General features: G+C 66.0%; 16 protein-coding genes. 9 read left to right on the forward strand and 7 right to left on the reverse strand.

Translation table 11 applies throughout. The features are described from left to right. Positions 1 to 245: 245 nt before the first annotated feature. Positions 246 to 953 (reverse strand): DUF1906 domain-containing protein, encoded by a 708-nt coding sequence (locus C6A82_RS17885; RefSeq protein ID WP_396836821.1) that lies wholly within the window; start codon positions 951 to 953, stop codon positions 246 to 248. Between the two features lie 211 nt (positions 954 to 1,164). Between C6A82_RS17885 and C6A82_RS17890 the strand changes: the two genes are divergently transcribed. The 5 genes from C6A82_RS17890 (at position 1,165) to C6A82_RS17910 (ending at position 6,466) form a co-directional block, all read left to right on the forward strand. Continuing rightward, positions 1,165 to 2,406 (forward strand): epoxide hydrolase family protein, encoded by a 1,242-nt coding sequence (locus C6A82_RS17890; RefSeq protein ID WP_233216808.1) that lies wholly within the window; start codon positions 1,165 to 1,167, stop codon positions 2,404 to 2,406. A 97-nt stretch (positions 2,407 to 2,503) separates the two neighbouring features. Continuing rightward, positions 2,504 to 3,628 carry an ABC transporter ATP-binding protein gene (locus tag C6A82_RS17895; protein WP_105343017.1) on the forward strand — a complete coding sequence of 375 codons (1,125 nt, stop codon included), beginning with the start codon at positions 2,504 to 2,506 and terminating at the stop codon, positions 3,626 to 3,628. Between the two features lie 2 nt (positions 3,629 to 3,630). Further along, complete coding sequence (locus tag C6A82_RS17900; protein ID WP_105343015.1) at positions 3,631 to 4,818, forward strand: ABC transporter substrate-binding protein; 1,188 nt, start codon at positions 3,631 to 3,633, stop codon at positions 4,816 to 4,818. Next, a complete protein-coding gene (locus C6A82_RS17905) occupies positions 4,797 to 5,666 on the forward strand; it encodes an ABC transporter permease (protein ID WP_396836267.1) in 870 nt (289 codons plus the stop codon). Before C6A82_RS17900 ends, C6A82_RS17905 begins: the two co-directional genes overlap by 22 nt. Continuing rightward, positions 5,666 to 6,466, forward strand: a complete 801-nt coding sequence (locus tag C6A82_RS17910; RefSeq protein WP_199193646.1) for an ABC transporter permease — start codon at positions 5,666 to 5,668, stop codon at positions 6,464 to 6,466. The genes C6A82_RS17905 and C6A82_RS17910 overlap by 1 nt, the downstream gene beginning before the upstream one ends. Here C6A82_RS17910 and C6A82_RS17915 read toward each other — a convergent pair whose 3' ends face one another. Beyond that, positions 6,467 to 7,252 (reverse strand): MerR family transcriptional regulator, encoded by a 786-nt coding sequence (locus tag C6A82_RS17915; RefSeq protein WP_233216807.1) that lies wholly within the window; start codon positions 7,250 to 7,252, stop codon positions 6,467 to 6,469. A gap of 305 nt (positions 7,253 to 7,557) precedes the next feature. On the opposite strand from C6A82_RS17915, the gene C6A82_RS17920 reads away from it, so the two are divergent. Further along, a complete protein-coding gene (locus C6A82_RS17920; protein ID WP_396836822.1) occupies positions 7,558 to 8,820 on the forward strand; it encodes a nitrate/nitrite transporter in 1,263 nt (420 codons plus the stop codon). Positions 8,821 to 8,824: 4 nt separating this feature from the next. Here the strand turns inward: C6A82_RS17920 and C6A82_RS17925 are convergent, their stop codons facing one another. Further along, entirely contained in the window at positions 8,825 to 9,244 is a 420-nt protein-coding gene (locus C6A82_RS17925; RefSeq protein WP_105343020.1) for a ChaB family protein, read from the reverse strand. Between the two features lie 161 nt (positions 9,245 to 9,405). Then, positions 9,406 to 10,695, reverse strand: coding sequence for a low temperature requirement protein A (locus C6A82_RS17930; RefSeq protein WP_311101402.1), 1,290 nt, complete (start codon positions 10,693 to 10,695; stop codon positions 9,406 to 9,408). Positions 10,696 to 10,851: 156 nt separating this feature from the next. Between C6A82_RS17930 and C6A82_RS17935 the strand changes: the two genes are divergently transcribed. The 3 genes from C6A82_RS17935 to C6A82_RS17945 all read left to right on the forward strand — a co-directional run bounded on the left by C6A82_RS17935 (position 10,852) and on the right by C6A82_RS17945 (position 12,594). Then, positions 10,852 to 11,358, forward strand: a complete 507-nt coding sequence (locus C6A82_RS17935; RefSeq protein ID WP_142406039.1) for a transcriptional regulator — start codon at positions 10,852 to 10,854, stop codon at positions 11,356 to 11,358. Between the two features lie 221 nt (positions 11,359 to 11,579). Continuing rightward, the gene (locus tag C6A82_RS17940; RefSeq protein ID WP_105348107.1) at positions 11,580 to 12,002 is read left to right on the forward strand and encodes a PPOX class F420-dependent oxidoreductase; all 423 of its coding nucleotides are present in this window, start codon (positions 11,580 to 11,582) and stop codon (positions 12,000 to 12,002) included. Between the two features lie 61 nt (positions 12,003 to 12,063). Further along, positions 12,064 to 12,594, forward strand: coding sequence for a DoxX family protein (locus C6A82_RS17945; protein WP_105348109.1), 531 nt, complete (start codon positions 12,064 to 12,066; stop codon positions 12,592 to 12,594). On the opposite strand, the gene C6A82_RS17950 is transcribed toward C6A82_RS17945, so the two are convergent. From C6A82_RS17950 to C6A82_RS17960, 3 genes are read right to left on the reverse strand one after another with little or no spacing between them, the layout of a single operon-like run. After that, complete coding sequence (locus tag C6A82_RS17950) at positions 12,587 to 13,870, reverse strand: amidohydrolase family protein (protein ID WP_105348110.1); 1,284 nt, start codon at positions 13,868 to 13,870, stop codon at positions 12,587 to 12,589. The two genes, C6A82_RS17945 and C6A82_RS17950, sit on opposite strands and share 8 nt — an antisense overlap. Then, on the reverse strand, positions 13,864 to 15,024 hold the full coding sequence (locus tag C6A82_RS17955) for a CoA transferase (protein WP_311101403.1): 1,161 nt from the start codon (positions 15,022 to 15,024) through the stop codon (positions 13,864 to 13,866). Before C6A82_RS17955 ends, C6A82_RS17950 begins: the two co-directional genes overlap by 7 nt. Continuing rightward, positions 15,005 to 15,955, reverse strand: a complete 951-nt coding sequence (locus C6A82_RS17960; protein ID WP_105348112.1) for an enoyl-CoA hydratase/isomerase family protein — start codon at positions 15,953 to 15,955, stop codon at positions 15,005 to 15,007. The genes C6A82_RS17955 and C6A82_RS17960 overlap by 20 nt, the downstream gene beginning before the upstream one ends. Between the last annotated feature and the right edge of the window lie 14 nt (positions 15,956 to 15,969).

Consider the following 15,969-nt stretch of genomic DNA (forward strand, 5'->3'; position numbering starts at 1 on the left):
AACACCGGCCGACAAACCGGCGGAAGTCTTCCAAGACAAACGTCCTGCATGTCAGTGGTTACGGTCGAGTAGGCGAAACAGCGCAGATCAAAGCATGACTGTTACCAAATCGTTATGTAAAAATTTGGGCTCGGCCACACCTGTCGACGAGTTGCTTCTGACGCGACATTTGGGCCGAATATGTCTTGTCGAGACGTCCAGCCAACGCAAGAAGTTTGCTGACGTTACTTACTGATCGGTAAGGTTTAATCCCATTGGCCGAATCGCGGCTTGAGGATGTGGTTGATGTCCACTCCGATGCCGCCGACATTGCGCTTGTCGATCTCGACCTGGTGTAGGTGCGCCGCGGGGTGGGCGAAGCCCTTCGGCGAGCCCCAGTTGTGCTGCCAGAAATATGAGCCAAGGCCGTCCTGAAGCGCCCAGTCGATGGTCTTGGAGTTGGCGTAGACGCCGACGCGCTGGTGGCCAAGCACCGTCTCCCAGCCGCGCAGATAGGGCGCAACCTGCGCTTTGTACTGCTCATATGACGGGTCGTCGTCGATCGACGTGTATATCGGAGCGCCGTGCGAACCGCCCGCGGCGATGTGTAACTGCCAGCCGCGTTTGGCGTGCAGAATGCCTGCGTCCTGGCCGCCGAGCCAGTCTGCGGTGTCCTGCTTGCCGAACTGGTAGCAGGACACGATCTTGAGCCCGCTCTGGTACAGGTCGCGCGCCTCGGGCAGCTGGATCGGCTTGCCCAGCATCCACTGGCCACCGGGTCTGCGGTCGGAGACATACCGGATTGCTCCATGTGCGCCCGCGGCGCGGATGTCGGAGGCTTTGATGACGCCTGCCGCGTAGTCCAGCAGGATGCCCAGTGGAGCGGCCTTGGCCTCCGGCGCAGTCATCAGCGACGGCACGGCGAGTACCGCCGGGGCCGCGGCCGCGTACTTCAGCAGGTCCCGCCGGGACACCGGCCGGGAGGCCGAAATGCGCACCGACACGTGCCACAGGATATGACACAAACCTCACAAACCATTTCAACGCCACCGGTCACACTTGTATCAAGATTCCCGGTAGAGCCTTGAGCAGCGGGCCAGCACCCTATTTGCATCGTTTGTTGCGGCCGCTGCTCGCATGTCGCCGCAACAAACGACACGGATTGGGAGCGGGCATGATCGCGGAGTGACCGCAGACCTGACACTCGAACCGTTCCGCATCGCGATCCCCGACGCCGACCTGGCCGATCTGAAACGCAGATTGGCCGCGACGCGCTGGCCCGAACAGTTGCCGGGCACACCATGGCAGCGCGGTGTGCCGGTCGACTACCTGCGGCAGCTGGCCGATCATTGGGCCGACGGCTTCGACTGGCGCGCGCAGGAGGCCGCGCTCAACGCCCACCCGCAGTTCCGGACTGAGATCGACGGCCAGACCCTGCACTTCCTGCACGTCGAGTCACCGGAACCGGCCGCGCGGCCGCTGATCCTGCTGCACGGCTGGCCCGGCTCGGTCGTGGAGTTCCTCGACGTCGTCGGACCGCTGACCGACCCGCGCGCCCACGGCCTCGACCCCGCCCAGGCGTTTCACCTCGTCATCCCGTCCCTCGTCGGGTTCGGCTTCTCGACGCCGGTGTCGGGCCCCGGCTGGAGCGCGCTGGGCATGGCCGAGGTCTTCACGACCTTGATGGCGGGGCTCGGATACTCGCGCTACGGCGTGCAGGGCGGCGACTGGGGATCCTATATCGGGCCGCTGATGGGTGGTCTGGCCCGCGACCGCGTGATCGGCGTGCACGTCAATGCGACTGCGTTTGGCTTCATGCCCGGCAAGAACCTGACCGAGGAGGAGCACGCGTCGCTCACCGATCTCGAACGCAGCAAGGTGGCACTGGCCCGCGAGTGGGCCGCCGAGAGGACCGGCTACTTCAAGGTTCAGAGCACGCGGCCGCAGACCCTGAGCTACGGGCTGACCGATTCGCCCGTCGGGCAGCTGGCCTGGATCGTCGAGAAGTTCAAGGAGTGGACCAACGCCGCCAAGGAGCTACCCGAGGATTCGGTGCCGCGCGACCGCCTGCTGGCGAACGTGTCGCTGTACTGGTTCACGGGCACCGCCGGCTCGTCGGCCGACATCTATTACGAGACGAGCCACGCCCGCTCGCTGCGCACGCGAGGAGCAGGAAGAGCGGAGCGCACGCGAGGAGCAGGAAGAGCGGAGCGCACGCGAGGAGCAGGAAGAGAAGAGCCGGAGCCATCGGGCGTACCGACCGGGGTGGCGGTGTTCGCCGAAGATGCGGCCATTCGGCGCTACGGCGAGAAGTGGCACAACATCGTGCACTGGAGCGACTTCGACACCGGCGGACATTTCGCTGCCATGGAGACCCCGCAGTTGCTCGTCGACGACATCCGGGCATTCTTCGCAACCCTCACCTAACCGCGGATTCGGCGCGGAAACGCGCGCTCAGCGTCGATTACCGCGCCGAATTCGCAACTGCGCTGCGGTTTGACCGCGAGATTCGTAGGATCTGCCAATGCCCTCGGGGATGGTCGGCGCTGAGCAGCGCGTAGATTCCGCTGCCGCCGTTGACGATCCACAGATCGAATTGATCGGCGTTCGCAAAGAATTCGGCGACGGCGCGCATGCGAGGAGCGTGAAGGGCAGAGGTGACCACAGGGTGGTCGCCGTCGAGGGTGCCGACCTGACCGTCGGCGATGGCGAGCTGTTCGCGATCCTCGGGCCGTCCGGATCCGGTAAGACCACCGTCCTGCGCATGATCGCCGGGTTCGAGCAGCCGACGGCGGGCACGATCCGTCTCGGCGGCATCGACGTGACCGCGCTGCCCGCGCGGCGTCGCGACGTCAACACCGTCTTCCAGGAATACGCGCTGTTCCCTCACATGACCGTCGCGCAGAACGTCGAGTACGGGCTGAAGGTCAAGGGGGTGCCGCGCGAGGAACGCCGCAGGCGTACCTCCGACGCACTCGACATGGTCCGCCTGAGCGGTGAAGCGTCGCGCAAGCCTACGCAGCTGTCGGGTGGTCAACGCCAACGAGTTGCGTTGGCGCGCGCGCTCGTCGGACGGCCACGGGTGCTGTTGCTCGACGAACCGCTCGGCGCGCTCGATCTCAAGCTTCGCGAACAGATGCAGATCGAACTGAAGGAGATTCAGCGCGAGGTCGGCATCACGTTCGTCATCGTGACCCACGACCAGGATGAGGCGCTGACTCTGTGCGACCGGCTGGCGGTGTTCAACAACGGCCGCATCGAACAGGTCGGCAAGGCGCGCGACGTCTACGAAAGCCCGGCCAACCGGTTCGTCGCCGACTTCGTCGGGACCTCCAATGTGCTCGACGGCGCCGCGGCCGAAGCACTTGTCGGCCGCGCAGGGACATTCGTCGTGCGGCCGGAACGGATCGCGGTCTTCGCGCCGGGCACCGATCCCGTGCAAGGCGTGCGAACTGCGGACGCCACCGTGCTCGAGGTCATCTACGCCGGACCGACCACGAAGATCGCCGCGACGACGTCAAACGGAGTCACACTCACCGCCACCGTGCTGACCGCCAGCACCTGGCTGCCGTCGGATCTGGAGCACGGCACGCCAATCACGTTGGCGTGGCCGGAAAAAGCCCTTCACCAACTGTCGGACGAGGAGTAGCCATGAAAGCAACGGTTCGGATGGGTTTGCTGCTCGGCGCGTGCGCGGCGCTGATCGTGGGATGCTCCGGCTCCGAGGAGTCAGGAGAGTCGGGCGAATCCCCTCCCAAAATGGAGGCGCTGAGCGCCCTCGGCGACGTCGAAGGCGAACTGAATCTGATCGCGTGGGCCGGCTACGCCGAGGACGGCTCCAACGACAAGGCCGTCGACTGGGTGACCCCGTTCGAGAAGAAGACCGGGTGTCAGGTGAACGTCAAGCTGGGCAATACATCTGACGAGATGGTGCAGCTGATGCGCACCGGGCAGTACGACGGCGTCTCGGCATCCGGCGATGCGACGCTGCGGCTGATCTACGCAGGCGACGTCGCTCCGGTGAACACGGATCTGGTGCCGAATTATGCGACCATCTCCGACTTCCTCAAGGACAAGTCGTGGAACTCCGTCGACGGCCAGATGTACGGCGTCCCGCACGGCTGGGGCGCCAACTTGTTGATGTACAACCTCGATGTCGTCCGTGACGCGCCGAACTCGTGGGGCGCGGTGTTCGACGGCGCCGACAAGTACAAGGGCAAGGTGACCGCCTACGACTCCCCTATCTACATCGCCGACGCGGCACTCTATCTGTCGAAGTCCAAGCCGGAGTTGGGTATCAAGGATCCCTATTCGCTGACCCCGGAACAGTTGGATGCGGCAGTCGATCTGCTCAAGAAGCAGCGGGAGAACATCAGCGAGTACTGGTCGGACTACACCAAGGAGGTGCAGGCGTTCGAGTCCGGCACATCGGTCATCGGCACCACCTGGCAGGTGATCGCGAACCTTATCGGCACCGACAACAAGGTTCAGGTAAACACCGTGCTGCCGAAGGAGGGCGCCACCGGTTGGTCGGACACCTGGATGGTCGGCGCGAAGGCCGCGCATCCCAACTGCATGTACAAGTGGATGGACTGGATCACCTCTCCGGAGATCAACGCGCAGGTGGCCGAGTACTTCGGTGAGGCACCGGGTCAGACGAAGGCGTGCGACTTCACCACCGAGAAGGACTTCTGCGACATCTTCCACGCGACGGACGCCGACTACGCCGCCCAGATCCACTACTGGACGACGCCACAGAAGCAGTGCGTCGACGGCAGCGGCGACAACTGCACGACCTACGACGAGTGGGTCACCAAGTGGCAGCAGATCAAGGGGTAATCGAAGCCGGCCCGATTTCGGTGTCCGCGAGGCGTCGGATCGGGCTGGCTTTCCTCCTGGTCCCGCCGATGGCGTGGCTTGTCCTGGCATATCTGGGATCGCTTGCGGTGCTTCTGGTCTCCGCGTTCTGGGGTACCAACAGCTTCACCGGCAAGGTGGTGCACAAGTTCACCACCCACAACATCGTGGCTGCATTCACCGATTCCGTGTTCCGGCTCGTCACGCTTCGCACGATCGGCGTGGCGCTACTCGTCACGGTGATCTGCATCGCGCTGGCGGTGCCATTGGCGCTCTACATGGCGAAGGTGGCCTCATCGCGGATGCGGGTACTGCTCGTGATCGCGGTGACGACGCCGCTGTGGGCCAGCTATCTGGTCAAGGCGTACGCATGGCGGATGCTTCTGTCGCCGGAGGGTCCGCTGGCCTGGGCGGGCGGCAACACACCGGGTTACGGGCTCACGGCGACGGTGATCACCCTGACGTATTTATGGCTGCCGTACATGATCATCCCGGTGTTCGCGGCGTTCGACCGCGTGCCCGACTCGCTGATCGACGCCAGCTCGGACCTCGGCGCTTCCGACCTGTCGACGGTGCGGATGGTGATGGCGCCGTTAGTCTTTCCCGGTATCGCAGCCGGCTCGATATTCACTTTCTCGCTCTCGCTCGGCGACTACATCGCGGTGACGATCGTCGGCGGCAAGATGCAGCTGCTCGGCAATGTCATCTACGGTCAATTGGTAACCGCGAACAATCAGCCGCTTGCCGCTGCGCTGTCGATCATTCCGCTGGCGGCGATCATCCTGTATCTGTTGGCGATGCGCCGCACCGGCGCATTGGAGAACGTCTGATGCTGTCGAGCGGCGTGCGAGGCGCGGTCCGGGCATGGACTGTTCTGATCCTGTTGTTCCTCTATGTTCCGCTGGCTCTTGTGCTTGTCAACGCGTTCAACTCGTCGCGCACCTTCGCGTTCCCGCCGACCGGCTTCACCGTCCGCTGGTGGGTCACCGCGTGGCACAGCGAAGGCATGTGGAAGTCGCTGGCCAATTCGGTGGTGGTCGGACTCGGGGCGACGGCGATCGCTCTGGTGCTCGGCACCATGGCCGCGTTCGCGGTGCAGCGCTATCGCTTCTTCGGCCGCGAGGCGTTGAGTCTGCTTGTGGTGCTGCCGATCACGCTGCCGGGCATCGTCACCGGTATCGCCCTCAATGCGACGTTCACCTCGGCGCTCGGTGTCACACTCGGACTGGCTACGGTCATCATCGGCCATGCCACGTTCTGCATCGTCATCGTTTTCAACAACACGCAGGCGCGGCTTCGCAGGCTCGGCGCCGACCTGGAGGACGCCTCTGCCGACCTCGGCGCGTCGCCCTGGCAGACGTTCCGCTACGTGACGTTCCCTCAGATGCGCGGCGCCCTGGTCGCCGGTGCGATCCTGGCGTTCGCACTCAGCTTCGACGAGATCGTGGTGACGACCTTCACCGCGGGCCCGACCGTGCAGACGCTGCCGATCTGGATCTTCGGGAACCTGTTCCGGCCCAACCAGGCACCCGTCATCAACGTGGTGGCCGCGGCGCTGACACTGGTGGCGATCATCCCGGTGTGGCTGGCTCAGCGCTTCGGCGGCGATCCCGCGACAACACGGGTGTGATCAGGAATCCGCCGGCTTCCACTGGCCGCGAGCCACGATCGCAGTGGCGTAATTCGAGACGGCCGACACCATGTGCCGCTGCAGCCCCTGGTCGAGCAGATGGGTGACAATTGCGATTCCGAGATCGCGGTAGTCGTCGATGAGCCCGGCCACGTCGTCCAGCTCTTCCGGGTTGGGCACATACCCGGCGCCGTAACGAGCGGCGATGGCGTCCTCCAAGGCTGCGACCAGAACCGCTGACAGCTCGTCGATTGTCCCGCCGGCCGATTCGACCACTCGCAGGATCATCCGAACGTACGAGAGCTGATCGGCAGACCGCGTGACGATCTCGGCCATCGCCGGATGGGTGAGAGACATCGAGTCCTCGACGAGTTCGGCGAGTCCATACGACAGCAGCCGCTGAGCTTCGTCGCAGTCGGGATCGAGATCGAGGGCTGCCGCCGCGGGCCGACCGTCCTCCCCCCCGCCACCGAGGATCGCCTGCTGGACACCCAGAATGGCGGCGAGGTCGTGGCCCTCCCTCATGCGGGCGAAGAACTCAGCGATGTGCGCGCTGTTGAACCCCTTGCGAAGCAGCTGATTGATCGTCTTCAGCTGGGACAGGTGGTAGTCGTCGTAGAAGGCCGAGCGCCCCTGTCGCCGAGGCGGGTCGAGCAGGCCGCGTTCGCGGTAGGCGCGGATATTGCGTGAGCTGACGCCCGAGATCCGCGCGAGGTCGTCCAGCCGGTACTCAGCCAAGCCTGCGCACCAGTCGTCGCCGGGAACAGCTACCTCGCATGCGGACACTCTAATCCCCCCGTGGCGTTTTCGAGCGAATTCGCGGCGTACTCAAGTACGACGTCACGGTTAGCTTAATCATGGGCGATTATCTGGCCCTATGTCGCGTAAGTGATCTAGATCACCACACCGCTATGCAAATCCAGCCAACTTCTAGCCGGGCTCCGCAAGCTATTCCCGCGCAGCGGGTGAGTGATCTCACCGGCAATGAAGTGGCACGTCTCTGGCCTGCTACGGGAACATGAAGCGGTCAGTCATTACGACAAAAGCCACCGAGTTCGTTAAAAGGAGTTCTGCGCGTGCGTCCATGGATCGTGTGGGCCACCGGACTCCTGGCATACATCGTCGCCGTTCTCGACCGCACCACGTTGGGCGTTTCCGGCCTCGAGGCCGCCGACCGCTTCACCGCCAGCCCAAGCGTGCTGTCGTCGTTCGTGGTGCTGCAGATCGTGGTGTACGCGTGCGCCCAGGTGCCCGCAGGGCTGCTGCTGGACCGCTTCGGGTCGAAGGCACTCATCATTTCCGGTGCCACCGTGATGGCGGCGGGCCAACTGACGCTCGCGTTCACCGAATCGCTGCCAGTGGCCATCGCGGCGCGCGCCGTGGTTGGACTCGGCGATGCGGTCACGTTCATCTCGGTGCTGCGGCTGGTGCCGCACTGGTTCCGGCCCCATCAGGTGCCGTTGGTGACGCAGCTGACCGGCATCTGCGGCCAACTCGGGCAAGTGCTTTCGGCGGTTCCGTTTCTCGCGCTGCTCGCAGGTCACGGCTGGACCACCGCGTACCTGTCAGTGGTGGCTCTCGGCGTGCTTTCGATCGCGCTGACTCTGGCGTTGGTCAAGAACACCCCGAACGGGCCGGTGGAGGACCCGCCTTCCCACTCGATCGGCGAAGTGTGGGCCAGCGTCAAAACCGTTTGGCTTCGGCCGGGAACACGGCTCGGCTTCTTCACCCATATGGGCACCCAGTTCTCGGTGACCGCCTTCGCGCTGATGTGGGGGCTGCCATACCTCACCGTCGGACAGGGGCTGTCTGTGCATGTAGCGGGCACCTTGCTGAGCCTGTCGGTGGTCGCGGCCATCGGTGCGGGCATCGTTATCGGCATCTTCACCGGACGCAAGCCGCACAGGCGGTCACGTCTCGTGCTGGCGATCATCGCGAGCAACGCCGCGATATGGACGGTCGTGCTGGCGCTGCCGTCCGCTGCGCCACTCTGGCTGCTGACGATGCTCGTCGTGATCATCTCGATCGGCGGCCCAGGTTCGATGGTGGGCTTCGACTTCGCCCGCACATTCAATCCGAGCGCCACACTCGGCACCGCCCAGGGCATGGTCAACATGGGCGGCTTCCTGGCCTCGCTGCTGGCGATGCAGGCGATGGGCCTGGTCATCGGCGCGGTGGGCGGCTACTCGTTCGAGTCGTTCCGGTTGGCGTGGACGGTTCAGTACGCGGTGTGGACGTTGGCGACGATCGGCATATTGATCACCCGCAAGAAGGCCGGAAGGCAGATGCGATCCGAACTAGACCTCTTGGAAGGCTTCGAGCCTCATCCACCGGAGCCCGCGCAAGCGCGGTAGCGCCTCACCTGTTGCGGTCGCTGACCCGACGGTTGGCCTTCTTGATCGCGTCGACCAGTTCTTCTTTGGTCATCGTCGAGCGCCCCGAGACCTCCAGTCGCCGAGCCACTTCCATCAGGTGCTTCTTCGACGCGTTCGCGTCCACACCCTCCGCCGACGACCCCGAGGGGTTCGGCCCGCCGCTGCGCGCCCGCGAATCCGATGGCCCCTTCTCGTCCTTGGCTTCCCAATGGTCGCCGACCTTCTCGTAGCTGTGCTTCAACGCGCTGTAGGCGACGCGGTGCGCACGTTCGCCTTCGCCGTACTGATCGGCTGCGGCGTCATGTGCTTTCGCGAACGTCCGCTGCGCCTTGGCGGGCGACTTCTTCAGTGTGCTCGGCATTTCGCTCTTCTTGGCGGTGCCGCGTGAGGTCGTCTTCGGCATGTCGTGCTCCTTCGTCAACTGAAGGGAGTAACGCCGCCGAAGTCGCGATGGATGTTCGACAGTCCCCAACAAATGAACGGCGGCCGCTTCTTGACCTGACCCCTCGGGTCCTCGCCATCGCGAGGCTGTGGTGCCGCTCACAACCACGCGACTTCGGACGGCTACGTATGGGACTTGCCCGAGTCGCCGTCCGCTAAACGCGCCTCGATTGCTCGGTCGGCGTGCCGATAACCACGCACTTCGTAGCCGATGACGCTGACTGCGGGCGCCAGCATGACGATCAGAAGGGCGTTGGCCATCGACATCCCTCTGCCGACCATGATCACCGCCGCTACAAGTACCGCCGTGGTGAGCACGAGCAGCAGCACATTGAACGCGCTCTGCGTGCCCATTAACAATATGTAGAGCACGTAGACCACCGCGATGTAGATGCCGACCGGTATCGCGACGGCCAGCACCGTGCTCACCGCGTCCAGCTTCGAATGATGCTCGACGTAATAGGCGGCGGCGTGCAATCCGGCACCCGTCGCCACGATCGCTCCGAACACGATCAGGTGCAGATAGCCGAACCGAAAAGAGAGCTCGCGACGGGCCTGCAGCAGTCGCGACTGCGGAACGATGAAATACACCCACCACATTCCGAAGGTCAGGCCCGTGCCTGCCACCGCGACCAGCACGGCGGCCACCGTCCAACCCTGCGACGAGACGACGGCGGACAGCGACGCCACGGTGCCAACAACACCCTCGCCGAGCGCGATGATGGTCAGCAGCGAATAGCGTTCGGCGATGTGATGCGCGTGCCACGGCGTACCGCCCATGCGCCGTTCGGCCAGAAACGGCCCGAACATCTCGAGGACCACCAACAGACCCGCCCATGCGAACGTCGCCACGATCGATGTGCTGACCGGGATCATCGCGATCCAGCCGATTTGCGCGACGGTGACGACGGTCGCGTACGTCAGGCAGGCAGAGCGCCGCTGCGGGTCCTGCTTGGCCGCGCGTAACCACTGCGCCACCAATGCGATTCGCATCACCACGTAGCCAGCCACCATCACCCGGTTCTCGACGTGGCCGCCCTCGGCCATCGACGTGTACATCTCGGGCAGCCCTAGGGCGAGGATGATGACGCCAACCATCTGCAGCATCGTCAACAGGCGGTACACCCAGTCGTCGGTGTCGTAGGCCGACGCGAACCAGCTGAAGTTGATCCACGCCCAGCAGATGGAGAACGTCGCGAAGACGAACGCCGCCAACCCGGCACCCACGTGACCCTCGGCGAGTTGATGAGCGAACTCGGAGGCGGCGATGCCGAAGCCGATCACGAACGTGAGGTCGAACAACAACTCCAGCGGTGTGGCCGCCCGGTGCGACTCGTCCGGGTCGCGGCCTGACATCCTGCGAATCCGATGCACCTCGACCCGCTGGGTGTGTTGCGGCTCAACCTCACTCATGAACTGCAGAGTGTGCCCAGCCGACGCTGCAGTGTCCAGGCCGCGGCCGTCCAGGCGAAACACCGCAGAGACAGGTAGTCGACTACGCATGCCGTCGGGCTCCGCGCTTCGCATCATCGACCGCAGAGGCTCATGCGACGCGGAAGGCGGCACGCGATGTCGGAACAGTTCACGGTCACGATGCTCGGTGGCTTCGAGGTCCACCGCGACGGTCAACTGCTCGACCTACCGCCCTCCTGTCAGCGTCTGGTGGCGCTCGCCGCCCTGAAACGCCGCACGGTCCCCCGCAGCTGGCTGTGCCGGACGCTGTGGCCGACGGCCCGGCCCGACCGGGCGACGGCGCGGCTGCGCACGACACTGTGGCGACTGCGTCCGATGGGCGCCATGGCTCTGCTCACGGTCACCCCGCAGTCGACCGCGATCGGGCCCGATGTCTCGGTGGACTGGTACCAGTCGGTGGATCTCATCGGTGAGCTGCTCGGTCATTCCAAGCCGCGGGGGCCGGACCATGACGTGGCTGCTGAGCTACTCCCCCTGCTGCGGGAGGGCGCGCTGCTCGACGGCTGGACCGACGACTGGAACGCATACGCCAGGGAAACCTACCGTGAGCTGCGACTGAATGCACTCGACGCGCTCGTGGGCCCGCGCGTGCAAAACGGGTAGTCGAATACTCGTGCGTGTCGCTGTGAACAATTCCTACGCTTTCGTCGTCCAATAGATACACACCGAAAAGAGATCGGGAGAGAGAGCCATGAACGCCCTGCTCGTGACCTGCTTGAGCCTGACGGCGTCACTCGCCGCGCTCGGCGTGCACGAGTTGCAGGCACGGCTCGAGCGCTGGGATTACGAACGGCACGCCGAGGATTAGCACTAACCTCGGTCCAGTGGCTGAACTCACCGACGACGTCATCGCTTTCCTCTCCGAGGGCACCAAGACCGCGAAGCTCGGTTACACCGCATCCGACGGCCGCCCGCTGGTCGCTCCCGTCTGGTTCGTCGTGGACAACGGCGAGCTGGCCTTCAACACCGGCAAGGACACCGCCAAGGGTCGCGCGCTGACCCGCGATCCGCGCGCGGTGATCTGCGTGGATGACGATCGGCCACCGTATTCCTTCGTCCAGGTGCAGGGCACGGTGTCGATCAGCGAGGATCCCGCCGACCTGCTCGACATCGCCACCAGGGCCGGCGGCCGGTACATGGGTGCCGGCCGGGCCGAGGAGTACGGCCGCCGCAACGGGGTGCCCGGCGAGCTGGTGGTGCGCCTGCGTCCGACGAAGGTGCTCAAGGCGTTCGATCTGGCCGAATAGACGGCACCGTCGCGACGGTTGCCGCCGCCATGGTTTACACAATGAACTAGGTTTGTCATTTATGGATGGCTACGCCTACGACACCGCGCTTTTGATTTTGCGTGTGTGCCTCGGTCTCACCATGGCGGCACACGGCTACAACAAGTTCTTCGGCGGCGGCCGGATACCCGGCACCGCGGGATGGTTCGAGAGCATCGGGATGAAACCCGGCATGCTGCATGCGCGCATCGCCGCGAGCACCGAGATGTCGGCAGGCCTCGGCTTGGCCGTCGGTCTGCTCACCCCAGTCCCTGCAGCCGGCTTCGTCGCCCTGATGCTCGTGGCGGCGTGGACCGTGCATCGCGCGAACGGCTTCTTCATCGTCAAGGAGGGCTACGAGTACAACCTGGTGCTCGCGGTCGCCGCAGTGGCGTTGGCAGGCCTTGGCGCAGGCAGGTTCAGCCTCGACCACGCGTTGTTCTCGAACACCGGCTTCTATGACCTGTTGCACGGCTGGTGGGGCCTGCTGATCGCCGCGGGCGTCGGCCTCGCGGGCGGCATCGGTCAACTGGTGCTGTTCTGGCGGCCGCCGCAGAAGGCCGACGCTAGCTGACCCGTCCGCCGACGACGGTCGTCGCGACCATGTCGGAGGCCAACGTCTCCACGGCGATGCCCGGTTCGAGGACCATCAGGTCACCGGGCTGACCGATCTCGATCGTGCGCGGCACCGACGGGCGGTCCGGACGACCCAGAAACAACTGCACGGCCTCGGCAGCCGTGATGCGCTCGTCAGGGCCGATGACGTCGCCTTGGTCCGTGCTGCGGTGAACCGCAGCGCGCATCGCGGCCCACGGGTCCATGCCGCCGAACGGCGCATCGGTGCTCGCGGCCAACGGCACACCGGCTCGCAGAAGCGACGCCACCCGCCATAACTGTGGGTGTTCGTCGGCAGGTACGTCGCGGAGGTAGTGCTCACCCCGTTCGGCGACGAAGTTGGGCTGAGTGACGACGGTGACCCCCGCGTCGAGCAGCTCGGCGAGCATGTCGTCGGGCACGATCGCGGCATGTTCGATGCGGTCGCCTGGATGGTGGCCCGCGGCCCGCAGCGCGGCGAGCGCGACCACCAGCTGCGCGCGGGTCACGCAGTGCAAGGCGACGGGAATGTCGTCGTCGTGATGGTCGGCGACCCATCCGATGAGCTCGTCGACGTCGAGCCGGTCGTCGTGCAGTATCCGCTTCCCGGGCGCGAGGAAGTGCAGCCGCTGCCGGATCTCCCCGCGCCGGTGCGCCACAGATAACGCCGCGACATCGTCGGCTGTGAGATCCGGTGTGGCATCGGTGATTCCGGTGATGCCGTAACGAGCCAGGCGCGCCGAGATGTCGGCGAGGGCCGTCACCCGCCGCGGCAGCCCACCGGCCCAGTCGTCGGTGCTGTTCAACCGCCCGTCGGGATGATCGGCCAGACCGACGCGGGTCAGTGCGGCCGAGTTCAGAATCCACATCGCGCCGCTGCGGTGCTGTATCCGGGTGGGGGTGTCGGCGATCAGCGCGTCGAGATGGTGGCGGTCGAGTTCGCCTGCGACCGACGCGTGATAGCCGACGGCGCGTATCCAGCCATCGGGTCCCGGTTCTGCCGTCCTCAGCGCTTGCCCGAGTTGGGCCTCGGTGCGCACCTGCGGCGGCCCGACCGACAGTGAGTCGAGTGCGGCGGCCATCGCCCGCAAATGCAGGTGATGGTCGTGAAGACCGGGCAGCACCACACCGGCGTCGGCGTCGACCACGTGCTCGGAGTGGAGCGGTTCGAGTTGCTCGGCGATGTCGGCTATCCGCTCGTCGAGGCGGATATCGGCGAGACGGCCATCCGGCAGTGTGGCGCGACGAATCAGCATGGGGTGAGCCGGCTTTCGATGAGCGCGTGCACCCGCTGGTTGTCCTCGCCGAGTTCGGCAGCGGACTTCGGCAACGTCGGAAGGCGCGACACCTCATGGCTCTGCGGATCAACGGTGAGCGGTGAGGTGGCGTAGTCGGCGGCGACCTCCGCAAGGGCGACGTCGACGGTCTCGCCGCCGCCGCGGCGGAGCGAATCGAGCAGCGCCTGAGCGGCCGCCAGGCCGGTGAGCGGATCGGCGATCGCATCGCCGACGAAGCTTGGGCCCGCTGCGACCAGCCCACCGGCGACCGCGGCGTCGTCACCGAAGGCCACGCGGTCGGCGCATTCTCCTTCAGTGCCGTAGCCGGTGATACGCAGCCACACTCGGCCGGGGCGCCCGCGCACCTGCTCGGCCGCAAGGCCGTGGCGGGCCAGTGCCGCGGGCCGGGACCCCTCGATCACCACGTCGGCGGCCTCGAGCAGCCGTCGAACGTCGTGGTCGTGAAAGTCAGTCGCGTAGGACAGCTTTGACGCATTCATCCAGTCGAAGAACCGTGGATCGCCCCGCCGGGTGCCGTCGGGTCTGCGCGGCGATTCGACCTTGACCACGGTGGCGCCGGCCGCAGCGAGCAGATGCCCGCACAGCGGGCCTGCCCACAGCGATGACAGATCCGCGACAAGAAGGGCGGACATGGCTCGCGTTGCGCGAACTCCAGTCCGCATGAAACGCGGTGCAGCGGGCGAGACTTCGTCGAGGACCGCCGCGGGCAGGTCCAGCAACCGCGCCCTCGCGACGAACTCGGCTGCGTCCCGATCGGCGGCCGCTGCCGTCACCGCCGACCAGTGATCCGTGGGTGAGGTGTCCATTCCCAGAAGGGCGGGAACGGTTTCGACGTCGTCCCCGCGCGACAGCGTGAGCGCGCACCAGCCGTCTTGTGTCGCCAGCAGGCGTGTCGCACCGCCTGCCGAGATGCGCCCGGCCGGAGCAAGCCCCAGCAGCGCGGCCCTTCCGGTGAGGATCTCGTCGGCGTCGACGTCCAAAGCGCCGCCGAGTTCGGCCGCAGCATCGCAAACATCTCGTGCGGCACGCCGCGCACGGGCGAGTACGGCGTCGGGCACACCCAATCGGCTCACCACGACATTCTGCATCGGCTCAGGTCGCTTCCACCGCATCCACCAAACCCCAGCGCAGGGCGGTCGCCGCGTCGATGGTCCGCCCGGACAACACGAGGTAGGCCGTACGCCAGCGGCCCACCCGCCGCGTGATGCTCACCGTTCCCCCTGCGCCCGGTATCAGACCGAGGCTAAGCTCAGGCAGTCCGAGCACCGAATCACGATGCGCCACAACCCATCCGCAGAATGCCGCCATTTCCAGCCCGCTCCCGAGCACTTGCCCGTGCACCCGCGCTCGGCAGCGCGCACCCAGCCGCGCGGTGAGTTCGGCTAGGACCAGCGCCGGGCTGTGCCGCACACGGGCGACATGTGCGCTCGCCGGGTCGGCGAACGAGCCGAACTCGGCGAGGTCGCCACCACTGCAGAACGAGGGGCCGTTGCCCGTGAGGATCACTTCGTCGACCGACGGGTCGTGCCGGGCGACGTCGAGGGCTTCCAGCAGCGCGGCGCGGGCGTCGTTGGAGAACGCGTTGTGGCGCGACGGCCGGTTGAACCGGACGTGCAGCGTGTCACCGTCGCGGTCGGCGACCACGGGATCGGGCAGCGCCGGAGCGGTGACGGGACCCCGTTGCCGCAGCCATGCGGCGAATTCCCCGCCCGCCTGCAGCGTGGAGTAGGCGAGCGACTCCGTGATCACCCCGGCGACCGTCGACGCCGCCGGATCGGCCGCGCGCAGCACGTCGTCGCAGACGGTCCCCGCCTGCGGCCACATCTCGAAGCGGGTGGTCAGTTCGACGAGAGCGGTCGCTGTCGACTCGACGGTGACGACGCGGCGGTCGGTCACCTCATCCCCGCTGAGGGTGAACGTCGCGCTGTCGATCCAGGACTGGGCGGGCGGCGACGCGATCTCGGCGGCGGATCCCACCGCCACGACCACTCCGGTCGGGGCGCGCGGACCGGTCGGCGGGTCGCCGAGGTCAACGACGAGCACGGCCCCGCACGGCC

Source organism: Mycobacterium sp. ITM-2016-00318 (assembly GCF_002968285.2).
In the GTDB taxonomy this organism is placed as follows: domain Bacteria; phylum Actinomycetota; class Actinomycetes; order Mycobacteriales; family Mycobacteriaceae; genus Mycobacterium.

Bases quoted from the DNA above. Each gene is read 5' to 3' on its own strand.
- C6A82_RS17895 (WP_105343017.1), top strand. From the start codon at position 2,504: ATGCCCTCGGGGATGGTCGGCGCTGAGCAGCGCGTAGATTCCGCTGCC.
- C6A82_RS17900 (WP_105343015.1), top strand. From the start codon at position 3,631: ATGAAAGCAACGGTTCGGATGGGTTTGCTGCTCGGCGCGTGCGCGGCG.
- C6A82_RS17910 (WP_199193646.1), top strand. From the start codon at position 5,666: ATGCTGTCGAGCGGCGTGCGAGGCGCGGTCCGGGCATGGACTGTTCTG.
- C6A82_RS17925 (WP_105343020.1), bottom strand. From the start codon at position 9,244: ATGCCGAAGACGACCTCACGCGGCACCGCCAAGAAGAGCGAAATGCCG.
- C6A82_RS17930 (WP_311101402.1), bottom strand. From the start codon at position 10,695: ATGAGTGAGGTTGAGCCGCAACACACCCAGCGGGTCGAGGTGCATCGG.
- C6A82_RS17935 (WP_142406039.1), top strand. From the start codon at position 10,852: ATGTCGGAACAGTTCACGGTCACGATGCTCGGTGGCTTCGAGGTCCAC.
- C6A82_RS17945 (WP_105348109.1), top strand. From the start codon at position 12,064: ATGGATGGCTACGCCTACGACACCGCGCTTTTGATTTTGCGTGTGTGC.
- C6A82_RS17950 (WP_105348110.1), bottom strand. From the start codon at position 13,870: ATGCTGATTCGTCGCGCCACACTGCCGGATGGCCGTCTCGCCGATATC.
- C6A82_RS17955 (WP_311101403.1), bottom strand. From the start codon at position 15,024: ATGCGGTGGAAGCGACCTGAGCCGATGCAGAATGTCGTGGTGAGCCGA.